General features: G+C 62.1%; 21 protein-coding genes and 4 pseudogenes. 14 read left to right on the top strand and 11 right to left on the bottom strand.

Annotated elements, in window-relative coordinates; translation table 11 throughout:
• Window positions 1-10: 10 nt before the first annotated feature.
• A complete protein-coding gene (locus tag H2O14_RS17775; RefSeq protein WP_182828694.1) occupies window positions 11-283 on the top strand; it encodes a hypothetical protein in 273 nt (90 codons plus the stop codon).
• 15 nt (window positions 284-298) lie between these two features.
• Window positions 299-493: pseudogene (locus H2O14_RS17770) on the top strand (BON domain-containing protein); the annotation flags it as partial.
• A gap of 77 nt (window positions 494-570) precedes the next feature.
• Here the strand turns inward: H2O14_RS17770 and H2O14_RS17765 are convergent.
• A pseudogene (locus tag H2O14_RS17765) lies at window positions 571-1,205 on the bottom strand (LysE family translocator).
• A gap of 120 nt (window positions 1,206-1,325) precedes the next feature.
• Here H2O14_RS17765 and H2O14_RS17760 point away from each other — a divergent pair.
• A complete protein-coding gene (locus H2O14_RS17760; protein ID WP_182828692.1) occupies window positions 1,326-2,039 on the top strand; it encodes a YafY family protein in 714 nt (237 codons plus the stop codon).
• 45 nt (window positions 2,040-2,084) lie between these two features.
• Here the strand turns inward: H2O14_RS17760 and glgX are convergent, their stop codons facing one another.
• A complete protein-coding gene (gene glgX, locus H2O14_RS17755) occupies window positions 2,085-4,163 on the bottom strand; it encodes a glycogen debranching protein GlgX (RefSeq protein ID WP_210275473.1) in 2,079 nt (692 codons plus the stop codon).
• A 130-nt stretch (window positions 4,164-4,293) separates the two neighbouring features.
• Here glgX and H2O14_RS17750 point away from each other — a divergent pair, with 130 nt between their 5' ends.
• Entirely contained in the window at window positions 4,294-4,515 is a 222-nt protein-coding gene (locus tag H2O14_RS17750) for a hypothetical protein (protein ID WP_182828691.1), read from the top strand.
• Between the two features lie 4 nt (window positions 4,516-4,519).
• Here H2O14_RS17750 and treZ read toward each other — a convergent pair whose 3' ends face one another.
• Entirely contained in the window at window positions 4,520-6,367 is a 1,848-nt protein-coding gene (treZ, locus tag H2O14_RS17745) for a malto-oligosyltrehalose trehalohydrolase (RefSeq protein WP_182828690.1), read from the bottom strand.
• A 331-nt stretch (window positions 6,368-6,698) separates the two neighbouring features.
• Window positions 6,699-7,198 (bottom strand): annotated as a pseudogene (locus H2O14_RS17740) (ferritin-like domain-containing protein).
• Between the two features lie 407 nt (window positions 7,199-7,605).
• Between H2O14_RS17740 and H2O14_RS17735 the strand changes: the two are divergent.
• The 3 genes and pseudogenes from H2O14_RS17735 to H2O14_RS17725 all read left to right on the top strand — a co-directional run bounded on the left by H2O14_RS17735 (window position 7,606) and on the right by H2O14_RS17725 (window position 10,200).
• Window positions 7,606-8,703, top strand: a complete 1,098-nt coding sequence (locus tag H2O14_RS17735; protein ID WP_182828689.1) for a PRC-barrel domain-containing protein — start codon at window positions 7,606-7,608, stop codon at window positions 8,701-8,703.
• A gap of 260 nt (window positions 8,704-8,963) precedes the next feature.
• Window positions 8,964-9,562, top strand: a pseudogene (locus H2O14_RS17730) (TetR/AcrR family transcriptional regulator).
• 137 nt (window positions 9,563-9,699) lie between these two features.
• The gene (locus H2O14_RS17725; protein WP_182828688.1) at window positions 9,700-10,200 is read left to right on the top strand and encodes a hypothetical protein; all 501 of its coding nucleotides are present in this window, start codon (window positions 9,700-9,702) and stop codon (window positions 10,198-10,200) included.
• A gap of 100 nt (window positions 10,201-10,300) precedes the next feature.
• On the opposite strand, the gene glgA is transcribed toward H2O14_RS17725, so the two are convergent.
• The gene (gene glgA / locus H2O14_RS17720; RefSeq protein ID WP_182828687.1) at window positions 10,301-11,773 is read right to left on the bottom strand and encodes a glycogen synthase GlgA; all 1,473 of its coding nucleotides are present in this window, start codon (window positions 11,771-11,773) and stop codon (window positions 10,301-10,303) included.
• Window positions 11,774-12,146: 373 nt separating this feature from the next.
• Here glgA and H2O14_RS17715 point away from each other — a divergent pair, with 373 nt between their 5' ends.
• Complete coding sequence (locus H2O14_RS17715) at window positions 12,147-12,710, top strand: DNA-3-methyladenine glycosylase (RefSeq protein WP_182828686.1); 564 nt, start codon at window positions 12,147-12,149, stop codon at window positions 12,708-12,710.
• 57 nt (window positions 12,711-12,767) lie between these two features.
• On the opposite strand, the gene H2O14_RS17710 is transcribed toward H2O14_RS17715, so the two are convergent.
• Window positions 12,768-13,049, bottom strand: a complete 282-nt coding sequence (locus H2O14_RS17710) for a BON domain-containing protein (RefSeq protein WP_182828685.1) — start codon at window positions 13,047-13,049, stop codon at window positions 12,768-12,770.
• A gap of 128 nt (window positions 13,050-13,177) precedes the next feature.
• Here H2O14_RS17710 and H2O14_RS17705 point away from each other — a divergent pair, with 128 nt between their 5' ends.
• Complete coding sequence (locus H2O14_RS17705) at window positions 13,178-13,396, top strand: hypothetical protein (RefSeq protein WP_182828684.1); 219 nt, start codon at window positions 13,178-13,180, stop codon at window positions 13,394-13,396.
• Window positions 13,397-13,416: 20 nt separating this feature from the next.
• Here H2O14_RS17705 and H2O14_RS17700 read toward each other — a convergent pair whose 3' ends face one another.
• From H2O14_RS17700 to H2O14_RS17690, 3 genes are all read right to left on the bottom strand, one after another.
• On the bottom strand, window positions 13,417-13,602 hold the full coding sequence (locus H2O14_RS17700) for a hypothetical protein (RefSeq protein WP_182829476.1): 186 nt from the start codon (window positions 13,600-13,602) through the stop codon (window positions 13,417-13,419).
• A gap of 67 nt (window positions 13,603-13,669) precedes the next feature.
• Entirely contained in the window at window positions 13,670-13,915 is a 246-nt protein-coding gene (locus H2O14_RS17695) for a hypothetical protein (protein ID WP_182828683.1), read from the bottom strand.
• Between the two features lie 40 nt (window positions 13,916-13,955).
• Window positions 13,956-14,294: a hypothetical protein gene (locus H2O14_RS17690; RefSeq protein WP_182828682.1), complete on the bottom strand. Its 339-nt coding sequence runs from the start codon at window positions 14,292-14,294 to the stop codon at window positions 13,956-13,958.
• A gap of 301 nt (window positions 14,295-14,595) precedes the next feature.
• Here H2O14_RS17690 and H2O14_RS17685 point away from each other — a divergent pair, with 301 nt between their 5' ends.
• A complete protein-coding gene (locus H2O14_RS17685; RefSeq protein WP_182828681.1) occupies window positions 14,596-15,171 on the top strand; it encodes a hypothetical protein in 576 nt (191 codons plus the stop codon).
• Window positions 15,172-15,200: 29 nt separating this feature from the next.
• On the opposite strand, the gene H2O14_RS17680 is transcribed toward H2O14_RS17685, so the two are convergent.
• Window positions 15,201-15,455: a hypothetical protein gene (locus H2O14_RS17680; RefSeq protein WP_182828680.1), complete on the bottom strand. Its 255-nt coding sequence runs from the start codon at window positions 15,453-15,455 to the stop codon at window positions 15,201-15,203.
• A gap of 272 nt (window positions 15,456-15,727) precedes the next feature.
• Between H2O14_RS17680 and H2O14_RS17675 the strand changes: the two genes are divergently transcribed.
• From H2O14_RS17675 to H2O14_RS28515, 4 genes are all read left to right on the top strand, one after another.
• Window positions 15,728-16,777, top strand: coding sequence for a DNA topoisomerase IB (locus H2O14_RS17675; protein WP_182828679.1), 1,050 nt, complete (start codon window positions 15,728-15,730; stop codon window positions 16,775-16,777).
• Window positions 16,778-16,866: 89 nt separating this feature from the next.
• Window positions 16,867-17,376, top strand: a complete 510-nt coding sequence (locus H2O14_RS17670; protein ID WP_182828678.1) for a sigma-70 family RNA polymerase sigma factor — start codon at window positions 16,867-16,869, stop codon at window positions 17,374-17,376.
• A 57-nt stretch (window positions 17,377-17,433) separates the two neighbouring features.
• Window positions 17,434-19,779: a glucose/quinate/shikimate family membrane-bound PQQ-dependent dehydrogenase gene (locus H2O14_RS17665; protein WP_409526958.1), complete on the top strand. Its 2,346-nt coding sequence runs from the start codon at window positions 17,434-17,436 to the stop codon at window positions 19,777-19,779.
• 70 nt (window positions 19,780-19,849) lie between these two features.
• Window positions 19,850-19,984: a hypothetical protein gene (locus tag H2O14_RS28515; RefSeq protein WP_281409995.1), complete on the top strand. Its 135-nt coding sequence runs from the start codon at window positions 19,850-19,852 to the stop codon at window positions 19,982-19,984.
• Window positions 19,985-20,075: 91 nt separating this feature from the next.
• Here H2O14_RS28515 and H2O14_RS17660 read toward each other — a convergent pair whose 3' ends face one another.
• Complete coding sequence (locus tag H2O14_RS17660) at window positions 20,076-20,972, bottom strand: SDR family NAD(P)-dependent oxidoreductase (RefSeq protein ID WP_182828676.1); 897 nt, start codon at window positions 20,970-20,972, stop codon at window positions 20,076-20,078.
• Between the last annotated feature and the right edge of the window lie 56 nt (window positions 20,973-21,028).

The raw sequence follows: 21,028 nt of genomic DNA, 5'->3' as shown, positions 1-21,028 counted from the left end.
GGAGAACGATATGGCATCCCTGACCAGAACGCCGCGGCCAAAGACACGGGAAGAAGATTATCGCGACTATAATGAACGCGATATTTCCGAAGGCTGGCCCTATGCCGACGAGGAGGTCGTGGCCAAGAAGAACGAAGCCTATGGCGTCGAATTCGATGACGAGGACAAGACGAGCGTCGAAATATCCGACGAGCCGGCCATCGAAAGCCAGGGCGGACCCAACCTCTTCCCGGAGACCGCCAAGGGCGCCGTGGAGGACGACGGCGTGGAGGAAACCATCTAGGAACGCCTCACGAACACACGTCGTTGGGAAGACAATCAGTTGACGGTCACCATGCATGACGGCGTCGCCACGCTCGACGGCAAGGTCGAGACCGAGCGTGACCGCCAGTTGATCAACCAGATCGCGCTCGGGACGCCGGGCGTCGAAGACACGATCAATCGCATCACGCTCATCGGGGTCGACAGCCACATCCCGCGCGACGCCGATTGAGCGGTATCCCTTTTCCGACACGATGGCCCGCAACGACACCGCTGCGGGCCTTTTCATATCAGGAGCCGGTTGCGCCGTCACAGGTCTCCCCAACTGCGAACGAGAATGTAAAGCGCGATGGCCATGAGCATGAGGCCGGCGCCCCGCCCGAGCCAAATCGTCAGTCGCGGCCTGGCGGCGATCGCATTGCGACCGCGCGCCGCCGCCAGCGCCAAGCCGCCATAAATCGTCAGTTGCACAGACACCGTCATGAACCCCATCGCCAGAGCCTGCACCCAATAGGGTCCAAAGGCGGGCTTCAGGAACTGCGGATAAAGGGCGAGTGTGAAAAGCCAGGCTTTCGGATTGAGCAGGCAGGTGATGAAGGCTTGGAAAAACACCTTCTTTCGCGTTGACCTCCCGCTTTCGTCGAGCGTCGCCAAGACGATTGAACTCCTCGTCAGCGTGTAGCCGATCCAGATCATATATGCAGATCCGAGGATCAGCATCGGTCGGGCGAGGAACGGAGTCCACAGCGTCAGTCCCGCCACGGCGGCGGCGCCGAACAGGGTGTGACATGCTCCCCCGCCATCATCCCCGCAGTGGCCGCCAGGCCGGAGCGTCGTCCGCCCGACAGCGAATTGGCGATGACGAAAGCCATGTCCATGCCGGGCACGGCGATGACGCCCGTCAGCAGAACGAAAAACAGCCAGAGATTTTCAGCGTAAGTCATGTCAGTACCGCACCGTCCATTGTAAGCAGCAGATGAATTTTTTCAGGCTTTCCAGTCTGTTGCGGTGTGCTATACTCCAGTCCAACTGACAGCGACGTGTCAGGAGTGAAGGCGGAATCGATGCGCAAAGCGTCAAGGCTGTTCGAGATCATCCAGATTTTGAGAGTGTCGAGATCGCCGGTGACGGCCGCAGACATTGCTGCACAGTTGGAAGTCACCGTTCGCTCGATCTACCGCGATATCGCGGCGCTCCAGGCGATGCGGGTGCCGATCGCCGGCGAACGCGGCATCGGCTATATTTTACGTCCCGGCTTCGATCTGCCGCCGCTGATGTTTTCCGTCGAGGAAACCGAGGCAATCGTGCTGGGCATGGCGCTGATCGAACGAACGGGGGATCGCGATCTTCAAAAAGCCTCGGAACGGGTCGTCGCAAAAATCGCGGCCGCCATGCCGGAGCCGCTTCGCCAGGCGATGACGTCGAGGGCGCTGCATGCCTGGGGCGGAAGCGCGCCGGCGCCGGAGGGGGCGGAGTTCAAGTCGATCCGCACGGCGATACGCGACGAGGAAAAACTATCGATCGGCTATCGCGACGAAGCCGGCGTCAGGACATCGCGCACCGTCTGGCCGCTGGCGCTGATCTACTATGCCGGCGCCGCCGTCGTCGTCGCCTGGTGCGAGTTACGTCAGGCGATCCGCAATTTCCGGATAGACCGCCTGGAATCCTGTGCGCCGACAGGCGAATATTTCTTGAAACAGGGCGACCGGCTTCGGGCGGCGTGGATCGCCGGCTGGCGCATCAATCAGCCCGCTTCCGATCGTCCTGTCTCGATATGAAAACGCCCCCGTCAGGATGGACGGGGGCGTCGTAATCAAGACGGGTTACACCCGGCGGAACACCGCCATCGAGCGTTCGTCCATTTCGAAGCGATGGCCGGGCGCGAATTCCTCGCCGCGACGGGCGTCATCCTCGGTGGTCAGTTCGAGCCGCCAGGAAAAGCCGCCGATATCAGGGATCTGGAACTCCATCTGCTCCGGCTTAGGATTGAAGATCATCAGACTATGCGACCATAGCGCCTCGTCGTCGACCAGATCGTCGCGGCCGAGATGCAGGCAGAGAGGATTCTCCGACTCCCACTGTTCGGGCATCAATTGGCCGCCATCCTGATTGAACCAGTTGACCGCCATGCCGTCACGCCAGTTTTCACGATGAAACAGCGGCTGACTCTTGCGCAGCGCGATCACCTTGCGAGTGAAGTCGAGCAAGGTGCCGCAGGTTGCGGGCAGGTTCTCCCAGGCGAGCCAGCTGATCTCGTTGTCCTGGCAATAGCCGTTGTTGTTGCCGCCCTGGCTGCGGCCCATCTCGTCGCCGGCCAGCAGCATCGGCGTGCCGTGCGACAGAAACAGCGTGGCGAGGAAATTGCGCTTCTGCCGTTCGCGCACGGCATTGACGCCTTCGTCGTCGGTGGGGCCTTCCGCGCCGTAATTATAGCTGCGGTTGTCGTTGTGGCCGTCATTGTTGTCTTCGCCGTTGGCGTCGTTGTGCTTCTCGTTATAGGCGACGAGGTCGTGCAGCGTGAAGCCGTCATGGGCGGTGATGAAGTTAACGCTCGACCACGGCTGACGGCCGCGCTGGTCGTAGATGTCGCCGGACCCGAGCAGGCGCGAGGCGAAATCCTGCGCCTTGCCGTCGTCGTTCTTCCAATATTCGCGCACGCTGTCGCGATACTTGTCGTTCCATTCGGCCCAGCCGGGCGGAAAGCCGCCGACCTGGTAGCCGCCGGGGCCGATATCCCAGGGTTCGCCGATCAGCTTGACGCGCGCAAGCGTCGGATCCTGGGTGACGGCGTCGAAGAAGCCGCCGCGCTGATCGAAGCCGTCGGGCTCGCGGCCGAGGATGGAGCCGAGGTCGAAGCGGAAACCATCCACCTCCATCTCCTCGACCCAGTAGCGCAGCGAATCCATCACCATCTGCAACACGCGCGGATGCGAGGTGTTGAGCGTATTCCCGGTGCCGGTGTCGTTGATGTAATAGCGGTGCTGGTCGGGCAGCGTGCGGTAATAAGAGAAGTTATCGATGCCCTTGAAGGAGAAGGTCGGCCCGAGCTCGTTGCCTTCGCAGGTGTGATTGTAGACCACGTCGAGGATCACCTCGATGCCGGCGTCGTGATAGGCGCGCACCATGTCGCGGAAGCCTTCGCGACCGCCTGGGCCGAAATAGCGCGAGGCCGGGGCGAAGAAGCCGAAAGTGTTGTAGCCCCAGTAATTGGTGAGGCCCTTGTCCATGAGATGGAAGTCGTCGAAGAATTCATGGATCGGCAGAAGCTCGACCGAGGTGACGCCGAGCGCCTTGATATAGTCCACCGCCGCTTTGTGGCCGAGACCGTCGAACGTGCCGCGCAGCTCTTCGGGAATATTCGGATTGAGCTTGGTGAAGCCTTTTACATGCGTTTCATAGACGATTGCCTCGGCCCAGGGAATGAGGGGACGATTGCCTGGCCGTCTGCCCGCCTTGGAATCGACGACCACGCATTTGACCATCTCCGGCGCGTTGTCGCGGCTGTCGAAGGTCAGATCCTTGTCTTCGGCGTAGAGGTCATAAGCGAAATGCGCATCCGACTTGACGAGATCGCCGTGGAAGGCGCGCGCATAGGGATCGACGAGCAGTTTGTTGGCGTTGAAACGATGGCCGTTTTCGGGGTCGTAAGGACCGTGGACACGATAGCCGTACAGCGCGCCCGCCTGCAGACCGGGCACGAAGCCGTGCCATATTTCGTTGGTGTTCTGCGGCAACGCCAGCCGCGCGATCTCCATCGATCCCGTGGGGTCGAACAGGCAAAGCTCGACGCTTTCCGCATGCGCCGAAAACAAGGCGAAATTGACTCCGCCCTCTTCGACATTGGCGCCGAGCCGCATGCCGTGTCCGGTCTCGATGGTGAATTGATCCGCCTTCATATCCATGGTCGCCCTCTTTTCCTGAAGCTGACCAGCAACGGACAGGCATCGCTTTGGTTCCTTGGTCATACGCTATGGAGCGGAACCTACGAGAGCCCGCGGCTGTTGTACCTTGTGGATCAGAGGAGGAAAGATCATGACCATTCGCTTCATTCAGCACCGCACCGGACGTCACGCGGCCAGCCCGCGTCTCGCCTGGACGCTGACCAAGATCGAAATCCGGCGCAACACGCCGCCTGTTCAGCCGAGATTTCTCGCGCCCGACGCGATCGATCTGCCGCTGCCGAAACCATGCCATCAGCAGATGTGCGTGCCGGCCTCGATCAACGGCGCCGATCTCACCAACGGGCGTCCTTGAACGGCTAAGTCGGTGTGATGGCGAACAACGCCGACAACGGCGAGAGCGCGCCGTCCTCGGCACGATCTGCGCCATGTCGGTGAAAGATGTCTCCCTCGGTCGCCGGCAGTCGCGCGGCCTCTTCGCCGAGATTTGCGCGCAGTTGCAACACTGCGCCGTTCAGCCGCCAGTCGATCGCCAGGAGGCCGCCCTGGCCGAGCAGAAGCCGGCCGGCCCCGCGGCCGATATCGACGAGATGCGGTATGACGAAGCGGCGGCGAAGATCGATGAGAGCCTTCACCTGCTCCAGCCGTCGCCGTCCTTCAGGCGCCTCGCGGCGGCTCCAGACGATCTTCGACGATGAAAACGCTTCTGGCAGATTGGGGTCGACGAGATCGTCCGGCCGCTCACCCTCGGTCAAGGTGGCGAAAGCGATCCCTTCCCGGATGCGGTTTTCACGCGCTTCCCCGCCCACCCTGCCTTCATGATCGCAGAAAAACAGGAACGGCTGTGTGTCGCCATAGTCTTCGCCCATGAACAGCATCGGTATCTGCGGCGACAGAAACAGGATTGACGTCAGAAGATCATAGAGTTCCGCCCGCTCCGGCTGCCGCAACCGGTCGCCATAGCTGCGATTGCCGATCTGGTCGTGGTTCTGCAGAAAATGCACATAGGCAGTGGGGCTGAGGCTGGCGGGCGCGGGCATGGAATGCCCTTCATAAACGAGTTCCGGCTCGAGCGTGCGCACATAACCCTGCGCGAGCGTCGCCGCCATCATCTCGAAGGGACGATCGGCGAAATCGGCGAAATGTCCCGTTCCGGCCCCGGTTACAAAGGCGTGCATGGCGTGATGGAAATCGTCGTTCCAAGCCGCGTCATGGCGCTCGTTTGTAGGCAGATCGCCGCTCAGGAAGATGGTGCTGTTGAAACTGTCCTCCATCACCAGATGCCGCTTGCGGCCGGGGCATTCGGCATGGATGCGGGCGGCGAGCTCGGTCAGGAAATGCGCGTCGGTCTGGTCCTCGATCATATGCACGGCGTCGAGCCGGAGGCCGTCGATATTGAACTCGGTCAACCAGTAGATCGCGTTTTCGATGAAGAAGTCGCGCACCGGCCGCTCCGAGAAGTCGATGCCGGCGCCCCAGGGCGTATCGCGTTCGGCGTCGAAGAAGGAGCGCGCATAAAGCGGCAGCGAATTGCCGGCCGGGCCGAAGTGATTGTAGACGCAATCCAGAAACACCATCAGTCCTTGCCGGTGGGCCGCATCGACGAAAGCCTTGAAATCGTCCGGCCCGCCATAGCTGTGGTGCGGCGCATAGAGCAGCACGCCGTCATAGCCCCAGCCGCGCTCGCCGGCGAATTCGGCCACCGGCATCACTTCGATGGCGGTGATCCCGAGAGCGGCGAGATCGGCGAGCCGACCGATGGCGGCGCGGAACGTGCCCTCCTCGGTAAATGCGCCGATGTGAATCTCATACAAGACGGCCTCTTCCCAGGGACGACCGGTCCAGGAGGCGTCTCCCCAGGCATAGGCGGCAGGGTCGGTGACGATCGACGGACCGTATACGCCGCCGTCCTGCGCGCGCGACGCCGGATCGGCGACCACGGAGCCGTCGGGCAGCACGAATTGATAGCGCGCGCCGGCGGATACGCCCGTCGCCAAAAGCTCGAACCATCCGTCGCCCGCCGCCGTCATCTGCTCGTCGGCGCCGTCGAGGCGGAGCGTCACGCTCGCCACATCCGGCGCCCACAGACGAAACAGGACTTCGCCCGCCCCGATATAATTGGCGCCCCAGCTATGGGGATCGACGCGATATTCGCTTCGGTGAGATGAAGTATCCTCGGTGGGCTGCGTCGTCTGGTCTGGCGTCATCTGGTAACCTCCGGTCTTGGGGAAACTTCGAGCGCGCGAGGTCGTTCCGGAAACGAGACGTATTTTGAGCCGCCCTACGCAACGCGGGGTTCGCGATCGCCAACCGGACCTGAAACTTAACGGACAATGAGGATGAGTTGCCGGCGCCGTGTTGGACAGGACGCTCACATGGTGAGCGATGTCAGAAATCGATCAAACGGCAGGCGCCCGCTGATGGCACTGCGTAGCAACAGCAGTATGGGCGCATCTTCGCGGCGTGTGTTACGCGAACCCAGATCATGGGCCGAAAAGGACCCCGGCGCAAATTGCGCCGGGGTCCGATCGAATAGCCTTAGGCGGCCTTCTGCTGAGCTGCCGCGTTGACCGCGGTTTCAGCGAGTTTGGTCAGGTCCTCGTCGGTGCGCGACTCCTCTTCCAGGGTCATCTCGAGCAGCTTGACGGCGTCCTTGTAGCCGAGCTGGTTCGCCCAGGTGCGAAGCGTGCCGTAACGGGTGATCTCATAATGCTCGACCGCCTGGGCCGAGGAAATGAGGCCGGCGTCGAGCGCCGGGGCGCCCTTGAATTCGTCCATGATCTCTTCGCCTTCGGCGATGATGCCTTGATCGCTTCGCAGGTCTTGCCCTGGGCGCGCTTGCCGATCAGCTCGAACACCTGCTGCAGGCGCTCGATCTGGCCCTGGGTCTCTTCCTTATGCTTTTCGAAAGCCTGCTTCAGCTTGGGGTCGTTGGCGCTGCGCGCCATCTTCGGCAGCGCCTTGAGGATCTGGCGCTCGGCATAATAGATATCCTTGAGCGTGTCGTAGAACAGATCTTCGAGCATTTTCTGAGCCATGTTTTTCTCCTTAGGGAATAGTTTCCATTGAGGGAGAGAGATTGGATATAATCTTCAAAACGCCAAACTCCGCCCATTTGCGGCGAAGGCGTCAACCTCCGAACCGCATCCTGTCGCGTCACGTTCGCGCGCCCTTCTCACATATGCGTAAGAAGAAAAGGCATCGCGTCACGCGGGCCCCAAACGAAGGCTGCCTCGGGAAAGTTCCTGAATGTGAGCAAGATTCACAAGAAATTCTCCACGTGAGGTTGAGGGCCGAAACATCGGTTTAATCGGCCGGTCATCGGAACCTTTCCCGTCGCGAGCAGTTTCTGGGACACGGCGACACGCTACGGCGCGCCGAAAGTTCAAAGTAAATGCGGCAGCATGAACACGAACTATAAAGTTTAACTCAAGGAGATCGCGTGATGAAAAGCTTTTTGGCAACGACGGCAATCGTGCTCGTAATGGGCGGCAGCGCCTTTGCACAGTCCTCGGACCAGTCGACCACGGCCCCCGCCGCGACCACTGGCGAGTCGATGCAGTTCAGCTCGTACCAGGCGGGGCCCGATGATGTGCGTGCGTCCGAATTCATCGGTCAGCGCATTTATGCGACAGAGCAGGCCATGGCGGCCGATCAGGCGGTTCAGCCAGGCGCCGAGCGCGACTGGGATGACGTCGGCGAAATCAACGAAGTGCTGATGGATCGTCAGGGCGACGTGAAGGCCGTGGTTCTCGGCGTCGGCGGCTTCCTCGGCATCGGCGAAAAGAACGTCGCCGTCCCGATGGACCAGGTGAAGTTCGTCAAGAACGGCGACGGTGCCGATGACTACTTCCTGGTGATCAACGCCAACAAGCAGGCGCTGAACGATGCTCCGGCCTGGACTGCTCCGGAAGAAACCGCGTCCAACGCTCCGGCGGCTGACGCGGCCGGCAACACCATGGCGACCGCACCGGCTGCGACTGCCCCGGCGGCGACCGGCGCTGCTTCGACCGACATGACGGCTGCAAACGGCAACAACACCGGCATGAATTCGGGCGTCGACACCCAGGCCGCCAACACCCCCGCCACGGCCACGCCGCCGGCAGCCGATCAGGCGCAGACCGACGCCGCAGCCCAGCAGGACATGCAGACCACGGCTTCGACGAACACCGAAAATGCGACCGGCACGGCGATGACCGACAATCGTACGCGCCTCACCCCGCCGACCGTGACCCGCGATGGCTATGAGACCGCACAGCCGACCGAACTGACCGCTGAAAAGCTGCAGGGCGCGACGGTTTATGGTCCGAAGGATGAAGACGTCGCCACGATCAATCGTCTCGTCATGAACGAGCAGGGCCAGATCCAGGACGTCGTGCTCGACGTCGGCGGCTTCCTCGGCATCGGCGCCCGTGAGATCGCCGTCAGCCCGGAAGAGCTGAACATCATGCGCAACACCAAGGGTGACGATGTCCGCGTCTATATCGACGCCAACAAGGACACGCTGAAGGCTCAGCCGGAATACAAGGCCGCCGCCAAGTAATCTCGGCCTTGGATCTCGATATCGAAGGGTCGCCGCGAGGCGGCCCTTTTTTGTTGCTGCTTCTATAAAGGGGGTGTCGCGCTGCCCGCCGTCAGTGCTTCCTTGATCCCTAGAAGCGATGTGTTGTTAAAGCCCGGGCGCGCGGCGTTGCCGGGACGCGGCGCTTTCAAGCCGATGCAGTCGAGCATCTTCTCCAACCGAGCCCGCGACCATGATCATTTTGGTTTGACAGGCTCCCTACTAGAAGGTAGACGTTTGACATGAGCAACGTTCTGTCCAATTTCGAGCACATCCTCGCCAGCGCGCAAAAGCTGATCGTCTCCGGCGGCTACAATGGTTTCAGTTATGCGGACATTTCCGAGATCGTCGGCATCCGCAAGGCAGCATCCACCATCATTTTCCCACGAAAGTTGATCTGGTTCTGGCTCTCGTCAAACGATATCGCCAGGATGCCGAGGCGGCCCTTGACATGCTTGAGCGCGATGTCACAGACCCGATCGAACAACTGCAGGCTTTCATCGGCCATTGGGCAGAGTGCATCGAGGACGGAAGTCGCCCATTTTGTGTCTGCGCCTTGTTGGCGAGTGAGTTGCCGCTGCTGCCGTCGGACGTCGCCGTCGAGGTCAAGGCATATTTCCATCTTCTGTCGGGATGGCTGACACGAGTATTCGAGCGCGCCTCGAAAGAAGGTCTCATTCACCTCAGACATACGCCTCGTGATGAAGCGGAGTTGTTCATGGCGGTCATCCATGGGGCCATGCTGTCGGCGCGGGCTTACGGGGATGCGGGGAAGTTTTCCATGATCGCGTCGGCGGCGTTGGACCACATCAAAGTCGCGAAGCTCACTACGCAACAGTGACAGAGCGCCATCGCCGGACGCGGCGTCGCAATGGTGCGCCCGGCTTGACTACCAACTAGTAGGATGGAAGCCTTGTTTCCAGTCCTTTGACCCAAACGGGCCGGTATCGGCCAGATAATCACGCGAAAGGAACCATAATGTTTGGAATTACGACGCTTGGATGGATCCACACTCTGGGAAGCCTTCCCGCCATACCCGCCGCCTTGTACATGATCGTCAGGTTCGGGCGGATAAAAACGGACAGCATTGCCGGGCGCATCTACTTCATCTGTATGCTGATCGGAAGTCTGACGATCTTTCTGGTCGCCAAGGCGCCGATAAGCCCGGCGATCGCCATCGTCACTTTGCTTTGTCTCATTGCCGGTTATGCCGCCCACCGGCTCACTTTCCTCGGACGCCTCCAAAAATACGTTGAAACCCTTCTTCTCAGCGTCACCGTATTTCTGCTGATGGTTCCGTCGGTTTCGGAAACGCTGCGCCGCGTTCCGGACGGTCATCCGATTGCCGCCGACCAGAATTCCCCGGTGTTGAAGGCGGCGCTCGGGATCGTCGCAGCGATGTTTATCGTGGGAGTCGTCGTCCAATTCTTCTTTCTGGCGCGGAACGCAAGACGGCAAGCGCTGCCTCAGTCCGGTTAGCGGACGAAGGTGGAGAGTACGTCATACAACACCGGAAATGGTCAGACAGCCACGTCGCCGAACAGACGTCGCCGGGATTCAACACGTGACTGAAGCCGCCTTACCCCGCGGCCAGCCGCATCTCGAACCCTGTCGCCCCCGAGCGGCTCACCAGGCTGCGGAACAGCGCCGCATATCTGCCGGCGCTGCGCTCCCATGAAAACCGCGCCTTCATCGCCTGGGTCTGCAATTGCCGCCACTGGACGGGGTCGGCGTAAACATCCATGGCGCGGCGAATGGCGTGGCAGAGGCCGTCGGTGGTGACCGGATGAAACTGGAAGCCGGTGGCGACTTCGGCGTTCATGGCGGCGTCGTTGGCGTCGATCACCGTTTCGGCCAGTCCGCCTGTTCGGGACACGACGGGGATCGCGCCATAGCGCAGCCCGTAGAGTTGGGTCAGCCCGCAGGGCTCGAAGCGCGAAGGCTGGATGATGGCGTCCGAGCCGCCATGGATGAGATGGGCGAGCTCTTCGCTATAGCCGATATTGACGGCGATGCGGCCTGGATGACGGGCCTGCATGGACTGCAGCATAGCCTCGATCTCGGGATCGCCCTTGCCGCAGATCACCAGCTTGCCGCCATTGAAGACGAGATAATCGGCGGCGTACGCCACCATGTCCATGCCCTTTTGCCAGGTCAGGCGGCTGATGCAGGAGAAGATCGGGGCATCGTCGTCATGCAGGCCGAGCCGCGCGTTGAGCGCCTTCTTGTTCACCGCCTTGAGGTCGAGACTGTCGACATCGAAGACCTGCGGCAGAAGCGGGTCGGTCGCGGGATCCCAGACATCCTCGTCGATGCCGTTCAAGATGCCGCGCATATCCTCGCGGCGATGGCGCAACACGCCGTCCAACCCCATGCCGAAACGCGGCGTGAGGATTTCCCGCGCATATGTCGGGCTGACGGTGGTGATGAGATCCGACGTCATCAGTCCGCCTTTGAGGAAGCAGATGTCGCCGTAATATTCCAGGCAATCCATGCTGAGCGCGCTGGGCGGCAGATGAAGATAAGGCAGGAGCGCAGCCGAATACTGTCCCTGAAACGCGATGTTGTGGATCGTCAGCACGACCGGCTTATCGCAGCCCATATGGCGCATATAAACCGAGGTCAGCGCCGACTGCCAGTCATGCGTATGAACGAGGTCGGGGCTCCAGCCGGGCAATTCGCCATTGGCGATCAGCGCGCCGGCGAGCGACAGCGCCGCGAACCGCTTCCAGTTGTCGGGATGATCGACGCCATGCTCGTTGACATAGGGGCCGCCGGGGCGGCGATAAAGCGCGGGAATATCCAGCACGAACAGAGCGGCATCCGGCGTCTGCACGAAATGCAGCGCGGCGTCCTCGCCGAGTATTTCGTCGAACCGGAACAGCGGCGGTTGCGCCGCCAGCAGCGTATCGAAGACGGGATAACCAGGCACAAGGGTAATGGAGTCGACGCCGAACACCTTCAAGGCCTTCGGGAGAGAACCAGTCACATCCGCGAGCCCGCCAGTCTTGATATAGGGAAAAACCTCAGAAGTGACGGACAGGATTTTCATGGACGTTTCCCACTGATGGGTGCTGATCTCTGCGGCATGCGGCCCCCGGCTAGGTTCCAAAAATGATATCTGGTATCCACTACAACTTCGCTGGGCTTTTCCGGTTCCTCCCCGATCGCCGAATCATGTCCATTTTGTCGGAGAGGCCGTGCCGCAGACATTATCATCAGATTGAAGTTATTAAAATATTTTTGACGGTGGGAAGTAATTCGGATGGATGTTCGCTTATGATCAAACCAATCTTCGTCATCACTTACGGAGCAAAGACATGGCCGAATCCATACTCGCCAAGTTTGTCGTTCAAGTCTACGAAATACAATATTCTGACGTTAGGGAAGACAGCTTCCGTTGGGTTCGCCAAGAGTGACGAAACATGACGACAGTGCTCCGCGACAGAGACTTTTTCAATCGACCGGCCGAAAGCGTGGCGCGAGATCTTCTTGGAATGACTCTTCTTTTTCGCGGTGCTGGCGGCGTGATCGTGGAGACGGAAGCCTATCATCGCCACGATCCCGCTTCGCACAGCTATCGCGGCCGGACGCCGCGCAACGGCGCGATGTTCGGCCCCGCCGGTCGCGCCTATGTCTACCGCTCCTACGGCATGCACTGGTGCCTGAATGTGGTCTGCGAACCGGCGAGCGCGGTGCTGATCCGCGCCCTCGCCCCCACAGAGAAGCTGGACGCCATGCGCGAACGCCGCGGCGGCCTACCCGACCGGCTACTCTGCGCGGGTCCGGGCCGCCTGACCGAAGCGCTCGGCGTCACGGGCGCGGAAGATGGGACGGAGATGATAGGTTTTCCCTTCGAAATCCGGACGAGCCCCGCACGACCCGATATGGCGATCGGGCCCCGCATCGGCATCACCAAAGCGGCGGAGGAACTGCTCCGCTTCGGCGTCCGGAATTCGCCCTATCTGAGCAAGCCGTTCCGATCGTAGCACCAGAGCGAAGCGATCGTCCGTCGAAGACAAGCGGCTGCGGTCGGCGACTCGGGATCAGGCGCCGCGCGGCGTTTCGCTCTGACAGCGAATTGCGTTTCGAACGGGCAGACCGCCGACCCGTTCGGCGATGTCGCCGGCGATCGCCACTTCCTCGGGATAGAGCACCATCCCGCCGAGCACGATGGCCCCGTCGACTTCCGTCACCGACACCTGCGTGGCGTCGAGATCGGCGGCGCGGGCAAGCGCGTCGGCCACCCGCGCCTCGGTTCCGGCGGACCCGGCAGGCTCGTCGATCTCAGGCGTATCGCCATGAAAGGTCTGAGGTTTGAACACCATGCGGCTTCTCCTTTGACGTCGCTGTCGACAACAACACTAAGCGCGCGCCTCGGGTTCCCTGCCCGCCCAAATGGACGGGAACCTCTCCCACATTCGGCGGTTCTTGAGGAAAACCCAGGGAGACCACCATGGAACAGACCGACAAAGACCTGCGCAAGATCCGCAAAGACGCCGAGGGACAGTTCGCCCCCAGTCAGGCGGACCGCAAGGCGAGCGGCGTGGCGAGCGCCAAACCCACGGTCATTACCGGACAGGAAGACGCCACAGACGCGAAAAACCCGGGCCAGAAGAAAGGCCCGGGCGATTGGGACGTAAACTATGACGAACGCGGCACGCGAAATCGATGATGCCGCGTCGCCGCGACAGTCTACACCTGTTTCGGCGGCGCGCGTGTTTCGTCGGGATTGGGCAGGGGCTCCTCGTCGGGAAGACGATCGGGCTCCGGCTCCTGAATCGGCGGATCCGGCTTCCACACGGGCGGCGGCATCACATCCGGCTCGGGAGGTTGCGAGCCCGGCTCAGGGGACGAAGAGAGGGGTTCGTATTTCAACATCGCATATCTCCTTCCTGTCTGACTAACACGGAGCGGGGATGGTTGTTCCCTCCCGGCGGCTCGGACGTCAACGCCTCTCGATGCGCTGCCGCGCCGCGTCGACGATCCGTTTGATCTCGTCCGCATGCGCCTGTTCGAGCGCGAAGGCGCTGCTCGGCAGCACGCCGGGGTCTTCCTGCCCGTTCATGAACAGGGTGTCTGGCCTCAGGTCGTCCAGAATATCGACCTCGCCCTTGCCGGCCAGCGCCGCCACGATCGTGGTCAGCACCTCACGGTGGGCGTTCAATCGTCTTTCCAGTTCATCCGCATTCATTTCGTCATCCTCCATTGTGAAGAAACGCGCGTCGAAGTTCTCACGGAGAGCCGGGAGTGGCGCCTGAACCGCCGGCGGCTGGATCGGCCGGCGCGACGGGCGGCTGCGGCTTGATCGCCATGGGATCATTCACCTTGGGCGGAACCGTCACGATGTCCGGATCTCCCAGCCCCTTGGGTTGAAGCACGCTGTTGCAGTCCTGCAAACGTTCGGTCAGGGGCTGTGCGGGAGCCGCCTGCCCATCCGGTCGGACCTGACAGTTTTCTCTTTGGGCGGCCGGCTTCGCATCCTGCGCCAGTGCGGCGGCCCCCGCCGTCAACAGCGCGACGCTGGCCGCCGCCGGCGCGGCGAACCTTTTCAAAATGGCAAGAGATGACATGTCGTTTCTCCCTGTTGCCTGGGGGAAACCAAACCGTGGGGATAAACGTTCCCCGCACAAATTCGAACCATTGCATAAATCGCACTAGCTTTGCGCCGGACGAACACCCATAATATGCCATGGTCTGATTGAGAACGGCGCATGCTTCGCAGGAGAAACGAGATTGGCCGGAGCACGGACATCAGGCGAAAACCTTGGAGCGAACGACGTCCGCGAAACTGCGGACTCCGCTCATCCGCTCCCCATTTCTGGCCGTAGCGCCAAGTCGGCCAGGACGTCCACTCCCGGCAGGAAACTTCTGGTGCTGGAAGACGACTATATTATCGGCGAGCAACTGGCGTCTGAGCCGCTTGCGGACGGTTATGCAGTGTCGGGTCCCTATACGAGCGTTGAAGAGGCTCTCGTCGCCCTCAGAGCGGATCGGGACATTACTGCCGCAATCCTCGACCTCAACCTGAATGGCCACATCGCCTTCGATCTCGCCGCCGAACTGGTGAAGCGGAATATTCCCTATATTTTCTATACGGGATACGAAAGCGCGATCGTGCCTGAAGCCTATCGCGACGCCGCCCGCGTGGCCAAGCCGGCCCCTTGGCCCGTCATCCGGCGCGCACTGGAGAAGGCCGAAGCGGAAGCCAAGAATACGGGACAGGACACATCCGGCGCCGAACGCGACTTTCTGGCGCTTCTGCCGCTGCTTCGCCAGCGGGCGAGGCAGATCACACCGACCGAGGAATCCGCCGAAACGCTCGTCGAGCGTGCGCTCGAGCGAGCGATCGAGGAGATCGACAATTGTCCCGCCGATGTGCCCGTCGAGAAATGGCTGGTGACATTGCTGGAAACTACGGGGATCGGTGAACACCGCCTGATCAACTGACGTCGCAGGAGCGGTGTCGGCACGGAGCGTCAGCCGCGCTGTTCGTTTTCGCCGTTCATCTCGTCCGCGTCGTCGTCCTGCATGAAGGGCGGCGTCAAAGGAACGGCGAAGGCTTGCGTCGCGCCTTCGCTTTCGAGTTCGCTGATGTCGGGCAGAACCAAACCGTCCGCTTCCTGAAGCGCGACATCCACGGCGGCTTCCGAGATTTCGGCGTCGCGCGCGGTCGTCGGCTGATCATCGGGGATGGGCGCGGCGGCGGCTTCGGCATTCTCCTTGCGGGCCATGCTTCGTCTCCGTGTTTGTGGTAGACTGTGGACGGTTGAGGCGGGACCGGACGGGTAAGAAGCTCGTCTGCCATTTCGTTGGCCATGAGGTGAAAACGGAAAAACCCTCATGTTCTTCAGCGCCGTCGCGTCCGTTTGGCACGGCCCGCGACCTCGCTTTCAGAACCGCCCGGGGCCGAGATGGTTCCAAATAAATCATTCTTCGGCGCCGATGGGCGTCGGGAACACTCCGGAGGAGACGCGCGTTGATCAGCGCTCTCAGGAGGGTGATCATGGTCGAGTTGCCGCTTACCGTCTCGAATCTCATTTATGTCAGCGACGTCGAACCGGGTATTCTGCGGCAGCGACGCGGCAAGGGTTTCTGCTTCCGTCTGCCTTGCGGAAGCATCGTGAAAGATCCCGAAACGCTGGCCCGCATCCGCAAGCTCGGCATACCTCCGGCCTATCGCGACGTCTGGATTTGCCTGTCGGAGCATGGTCATCTTCAGGCAACCGGTTTCGACGCCCGGGGACGCAAGCAGTATCGCTATCATCCGGAGTGGCAGAGCCAGCGCTCGGGCCACAAGTTCGACCAGTTGGCCGCTTTCGGCGCGTCTCTGCCGCGTTTTCGCCGAAGGGTCGCCCGCGATCTGGCGACCGGCGCGGAGAATGAGACCGGCATCCTCGCCGCCGTCGCGATGCTGCTCGACCTCGCCCATATCCGCGTCGGCAATCTCGCCTATGCACGCGAGAACAACACCTTCGGCGCAACCACGCTGCTCAAGCGGCATGTGCGGATCCTCGAGGATCGCATCGAACTGAAATTCCGCGCCAAAGGCGGCAAACGCGTTCAGCGCACCCTCAAACATCCGCGGCTGCAGAAAAGCCTCGAAGCCATCGCCGACCTGCCTGGCCGGCGTCTGTTCGCCTGGCGGGATGCGGCGGGGAGCGATCACGCGATCGACTCCGGCAAACTCAACGCCTATCTCTGCGACGCCACCGGCTTGACCGTGTCCGCCAAGACCTTCCGCACCTGGGGCGGCAGCGTCGCCGCCTTCAGCGTCGCAATGGCGGCCATCGCGAACGAAGAGGCGCCGACGGTCAAGTTGCTCTGCGCGGCGGCGGCCGAGGAACTGCACAACACGCCCGCCATCTGCAGAAAAAGCTATATTCATCCCAAAGTGCTCGATCTGGCTCTCCCCGACGGCGTGGCGGGACGTGACGCTTTGGCGTCGCTTCTGGCCGATCCGCCGGACACGCCGCGTGGCCTGACGCGCAAGGAAGCGCTGCTGGCGGCCTTTCTTCCGAACGAGACGCCGGCGACCGCATCCCGGGCGGCATGACCCCGACCTTTATCGGCGCCCTTCCGGAACCGGACCGACGGCGGCGGCGTTAACCCGTCATGCGTGTTGATTCGAGAGGGAACGCCCATATGACTGCGTCGCAATCACAGGGGGAAACGATACGCGCCGAGATCGTCGACCTCATACCGGCATTGAGGGCTTTTGCCCGCTCCTTCTGCCGCAACGCTTCGGACGCCGACGACCTCGTCCAGGAAACCCTTCTCAAGGCGATCGCCAATATCGAAAAATTCGAGCCGGGGACACGGTTGAAGTCCTGGCTGTTCACCATCATGCGAAACACGTTTTACACCCGGATCGTCGTCGCCAAGCGCGAGGCGCCGGGATCGGACGCCTGTGTCTCGGACGATAGCGCTATTTCCGCCACCCAGGAGTGGACGGTTCGCGGGCGTGAACTGGAGCGCGCGCTTTCCCGCCTGCCGACACATTATCGCGAGGTGCTGTTGCTCGTGGCGGTGATGGGCGAGAGCTATGAGACGGCGGCGCAGGTTTGCGATTGCGCCGTTGGAACGGTGAAGAGTCGCCTCAATCGAGCCCGTCACCAGATTTCACTGGAAGTCGATGGAGACCTCTCCGCCTGAGGGCTGAAGACCTCGCGGCCGGAGATCTGCGTTATACAGATAGGGGACTGACGTATGTTGATACTTGCTTTGACGGCGCTCGTGAGCGCCGCTTCGGGCGTTGTGCTGCTGGTGGGCGGCATCAATCTTCTGACCCTGGGCGGAAGCCCCTATTACGCCATCGCCGGCGCGGTCTTCGTGATCGTGGCGGCGTTGCTCGTCTTGCGGCGCAAGGAAGCCTTGGCTGTCTACGGCCTGTTCACGCTCGGCTCGCTCGCCTGGGCGGTGTGGGAAGTCGGCTTCGATTGGTGGCAGCTCGGACCGCGCGGCGGTTTCATCATCGTGTTCGGCCTCTGGCTCGTGAGCCCCTTCGTGCGCAAGCGCCTGGGCGCCGCCCTGGAGCGGGCGGAGGGCCGCAGGGCCTCGTCCCTTACCCTCGGCGCGCCGCTCCTCGTCTCCATCGTCGTCGCCGTCTATGCGATGTTTCAAACCCCGCATGATCAGCCCGGCGTTCTACCCGATCCGCCCCCGCAGGTACAGGCGTCGACGCCCGACAATATCGCGCCCGGCGAATGGCCTCGCTACGGCCGCACGCAACTCGGCCAGCGTTATTCGCCGCTCGCCGAAATCACCCCGGCGAATGTGGGTTCCCTTCAGGAGAAATGGCGTTTCGAGACGGGCGACGAAAAAGGTCCCGACGATGTCGGCGAAACCACCTATCAGGTGACGCCGCTCAAGATCGGCAACACGCTCTATCTCTGCACGCCGCACAACTGGGCCATCGCGCTGGACGCCACCACCGGCAAGGAAGTCTGGCGCTTCGATCCCGGCGTGAAGCTCGACTCGGCCCGCCAGCACCAGACCTGCCGGGGCGTGACCTATTTCAACGACGCCGAGGCCGCCATCGACGCTCCCTGCAAGGAGCGGGTCTATTTGCCCGTGTCGGACGCGCGCCTGATCGCGCTCGACGCCAAGACGGGCCAGGTGTGCACGACGTTCGCCAATCAAGGCCAGTTGCAGCTTCAGCAGGGCATGCCCTATAATCCGAGCGGCTATTACTACTCCACATCGCCGCCCGTGATCACCGCCGAGAAGATCATCATCGGCGGCGCGGTCAACGACAATTATTCGGTCAAGTCGCCGTCCGGCGTCATCAGGGCCTTCGATGTCCGCACCGGCGCGCTGATCTGGAATTGGGACAGCGGCAATCCCGACCAGACCGCCCCGATCACCCCCGGCCAAACCTATACGCCCAATTCGCCCAACAGCTGGTCGGTGTTTTCGACCGACGAAGCGCTCGGCCTCGTGTACATTCCGCTCGGCAACCAGGTACCCGACCAGTTGGGCATAAACCGCAGCCCGGCGGTGGAGAAATTCTCGTCCTCGATCGTCGCGCTCGACGTCAATACGGGCGCGGTGCGCTGGGTGCGCCAGACCGTGCACCACGATCTCTGGGACATGGACGTGCCTGCTCAACCGGCGCTTCTCGACATCACCAGGCCGGACGGAACGACCGTCCCAGCCCTTGTCGGCCCGACCAAGCAGGGCGACATTTATGTGCTGGACCGCCGAACCGGCGACCCCTTGATCCCGATCAAGGAAGTTCCCGCGCCCGGCGGCGCGATCCATGAAGATCGGGCAGCGCCGACCCAGCCGCTGACCGGCCTCACCTTCCGTCCGCCGCCGTTGCAGGAGCGGAATATGTGGGGCGTGTCGATGTTCGACCAGATGGCCTGCCGCATTTCGTTCCACAAGCTCAACTACGAGGGCCAGTATACGCCGCCGTCGTTGAATGGCACGCTCGTCTATCCCGGCAATTTCGGCGTGTTCAACTGGGGGTCCGTCGCGGTCGATCCGGTCACGCAGGTGATGTTCGGCATGCCGACCTATCTCGCCTTCACCTCCAAGCTCGTGCCGCGCGCCGAGGTGCCGCCCAGGGGCGCCGACGAGAAGGGCTCGGAGCAGGGCCTCAACCGCAACGAAGGCGCGCCCTATGGCGTGTATATGGGACCGTTCCTGGGCCCGCTCGGCATTCCCTGCCAGGCGCCGCCCTGGGGCTATGTCGCCGCCGCAGATCTGCGCACCGGCGAGATCGCCTACAAGCATGTCAACGGCACGGTCTATGACATGACGCCGCTTCCCCTGCCCTTCAAGCTCGGCGTGCCCGGCATCGGCGGCCCGATCATCACCGGCGGCGGCGTGGCCTTCCTTGGCGCTGCGGTCGATGACTATATCCGCGCCTATGACCTGAAGACCGGCCGTGAACTCTGGAAGGGCCGCCTTCCCGCCGGCGGCCAGGCGACGCCGATGACCTATACCGACTCCGCCGGCAAGCAGGTCGTGCTAATCGTCGCCGGCGGCCACGGCTCGGTCGGCACCAAGACGGGCGACTACGTCATCGCCTACAGCCTGCCGACGAAATAGTCCGAAAGGCAGGGAACGCATCGAGGAGCGGGATGTTGGGTCATCCCGCTCTTTTCAATGGAGATCTCACATGCCCGAAGACCCTAGACCCGCCGCCAACGAAGACGCCGCCGAAGGCGATCCCGCCGTCATCGATCGCGAGCTCGCCCGCCATCAGAAGCAGGCGCCGAAAGACGCTCAGGACAAGAGGCCAAACCCCAAATAACGGTTCGCTCTCGTCGGCAGGACTGAACGGTGTCCAATCCGTTCGGCAGACAGATGCAGAGCCGACCGGCTTGCCTCGAATGGTCCTGACGTCAGGGCCTTGTGTTGGCGAGGATCGGCGCGGCGGCGCCGACGCTCGCCAATTCGCGCTCGGCCTGTGTGAAACCGTAGCGGGGGACGATCTCTTCCTTGCGATCGGTGATCCTGTCCAGCGAGGCCACGACCACATCCGGGGTCTGTGGGCCGGTCTCGATGCCGAGGCCGGTCGTCAACGTGATATGGGCGGCGGCGAAATGGCCGGCGCCGGCGCAAAGGATCGTCCGGGTCGGCGCGTCGTCGCCGACCAAAGCCAAAAGTCCCTCACTGACCCTTTCCGGCTTTAGAACGTCCAAGGCGTCCGGAGACAGCAGTCCTTCCGTCATCGACGTCGCGGCGGTCGGAGCGATCGCATTGACGCGGATATTGTAGTTATCGCCCTCGAGCGCCAGCGTCTGCATCAGCCCGACCAACCCCATTTTTGCTGCGCTGTAATTCGATTGCCCGAAATTGCCGTAGAGCCCCGAGGACGAAGTGGTCATGACGATGCGGCCGAAGCGCTGCTCTCGCATGATGTGCCACACCGCCTTGCTGCAGATAACCGACCCCATCAGATGCACCTCAAGAACGAGACGGAAGTCGGAGATCGCCATTTTGGCGAAACTTTTGTCGCGCAGGATCCCGGCATTGTTGACGAGGATGTCGACGCGTCCGAAGCGCGCCATGGCGGTCTCCACCATCTCGGCAATCTTCTGCTCGTCGGTGACCGACGCGGCGAAAGCGATTGCATCGCCGCCTTGCGCGCTGATTTCGTCGGCGACGGCTTGCGCCTGGCCGATGTCGAGATCGTTGACGACGACGGCGGCACCCAGCGAGGCCAACTGCAGCGCGTGGCAACGGCCGAGCCCTCCGCCGGCCCCGGTGACAATGGCGGTGCGGCCCTTCAACTTCATGAGACAGTCTCCTGGTTGTTTTATTAACTCACTCGATAATGAATAAATTCGAGCAA

Source organism: Rhizobium sp. G21 (assembly GCF_014158035.1).
Taxonomy (GTDB): domain Bacteria; phylum Pseudomonadota; class Alphaproteobacteria; order Rhizobiales; family Rhizobiaceae; genus Rhizobium_E.
This window is presented reverse-complemented; position numbering and strand designations above follow the sequence as displayed.

What these genes read in the sequence shown, in the direction of transcription:
- H2O14_RS17775 (WP_182828694.1), top strand. Translation starts at nt 11, where the DNA reads ATGGCATCCCTGACCAGAACGCCGCGGCCAAAGACACGGGAAGAAGAT.
- H2O14_RS17760 (WP_182828692.1), top strand. Translation starts at nt 1,326, where the DNA reads ATGCGCAAAGCGTCAAGGCTGTTCGAGATCATCCAGATTTTGAGAGTG.
- glgX (WP_210275473.1), bottom strand. Translation starts at nt 4,163, where the DNA reads ATGGATATGAAGGCGGATCAATTCACCATCGAGACCGGACACGGCATG.
- H2O14_RS17750 (WP_182828691.1), top strand. Translation starts at nt 4,294, where the DNA reads ATGACCATTCGCTTCATTCAGCACCGCACCGGACGTCACGCGGCCAGC.
- treZ (WP_182828690.1), bottom strand. Translation starts at nt 6,367, where the DNA reads ATGACGCCAGACCAGACGACGCAGCCCACCGAGGATACTTCATCTCAC.
- H2O14_RS17735 (WP_182828689.1), top strand. Translation starts at nt 7,606, where the DNA reads ATGAAAAGCTTTTTGGCAACGACGGCAATCGTGCTCGTAATGGGCGGC.
- H2O14_RS17725 (WP_182828688.1), top strand. Translation starts at nt 9,700, where the DNA reads ATGTTTGGAATTACGACGCTTGGATGGATCCACACTCTGGGAAGCCTT.
- glgA (WP_182828687.1), bottom strand. Translation starts at nt 11,773, where the DNA reads ATGAAAATCCTGTCCGTCACTTCTGAGGTTTTTCCCTATATCAAGACT.
- H2O14_RS17715 (WP_182828686.1), top strand. Translation starts at nt 12,147, where the DNA reads ATGACGACAGTGCTCCGCGACAGAGACTTTTTCAATCGACCGGCCGAA.
- H2O14_RS17710 (WP_182828685.1), bottom strand. Translation starts at nt 13,049, where the DNA reads ATGGTGTTCAAACCTCAGACCTTTCATGGCGATACGCCTGAGATCGAC.
- H2O14_RS17705 (WP_182828684.1), top strand. Translation starts at nt 13,178, where the DNA reads ATGGAACAGACCGACAAAGACCTGCGCAAGATCCGCAAAGACGCCGAG.
- H2O14_RS17700 (WP_182829476.1), bottom strand. Translation starts at nt 13,602, where the DNA reads ATGTTGAAATACGAACCCCTCTCTTCGTCCCCTGAGCCGGGCTCGCAA.
- H2O14_RS17695 (WP_182828683.1), bottom strand. Translation starts at nt 13,915, where the DNA reads ATGAATGCGGATGAACTGGAAAGACGATTGAACGCCCACCGTGAGGTG.
- H2O14_RS17690 (WP_182828682.1), bottom strand. Translation starts at nt 14,294, where the DNA reads ATGTCATCTCTTGCCATTTTGAAAAGGTTCGCCGCGCCGGCGGCGGCC.
- H2O14_RS17680 (WP_182828680.1), bottom strand. Translation starts at nt 15,455, where the DNA reads ATGGCCCGCAAGGAGAATGCCGAAGCCGCCGCCGCGCCCATCCCCGAT.
- H2O14_RS17675 (WP_182828679.1), top strand. Translation starts at nt 15,728, where the DNA reads ATGGTCGAGTTGCCGCTTACCGTCTCGAATCTCATTTATGTCAGCGAC.
- H2O14_RS17670 (WP_182828678.1), top strand. Translation starts at nt 16,867, where the DNA reads ATGACTGCGTCGCAATCACAGGGGGAAACGATACGCGCCGAGATCGTC.
- H2O14_RS28515 (WP_281409995.1), top strand. Translation starts at nt 19,850, where the DNA reads ATGCCCGAAGACCCTAGACCCGCCGCCAACGAAGACGCCGCCGAAGGC.
- H2O14_RS17660 (WP_182828676.1), bottom strand. Translation starts at nt 20,972, where the DNA reads ATGAAGTTGAAGGGCCGCACCGCCATTGTCACCGGGGCCGGCGGAGGG.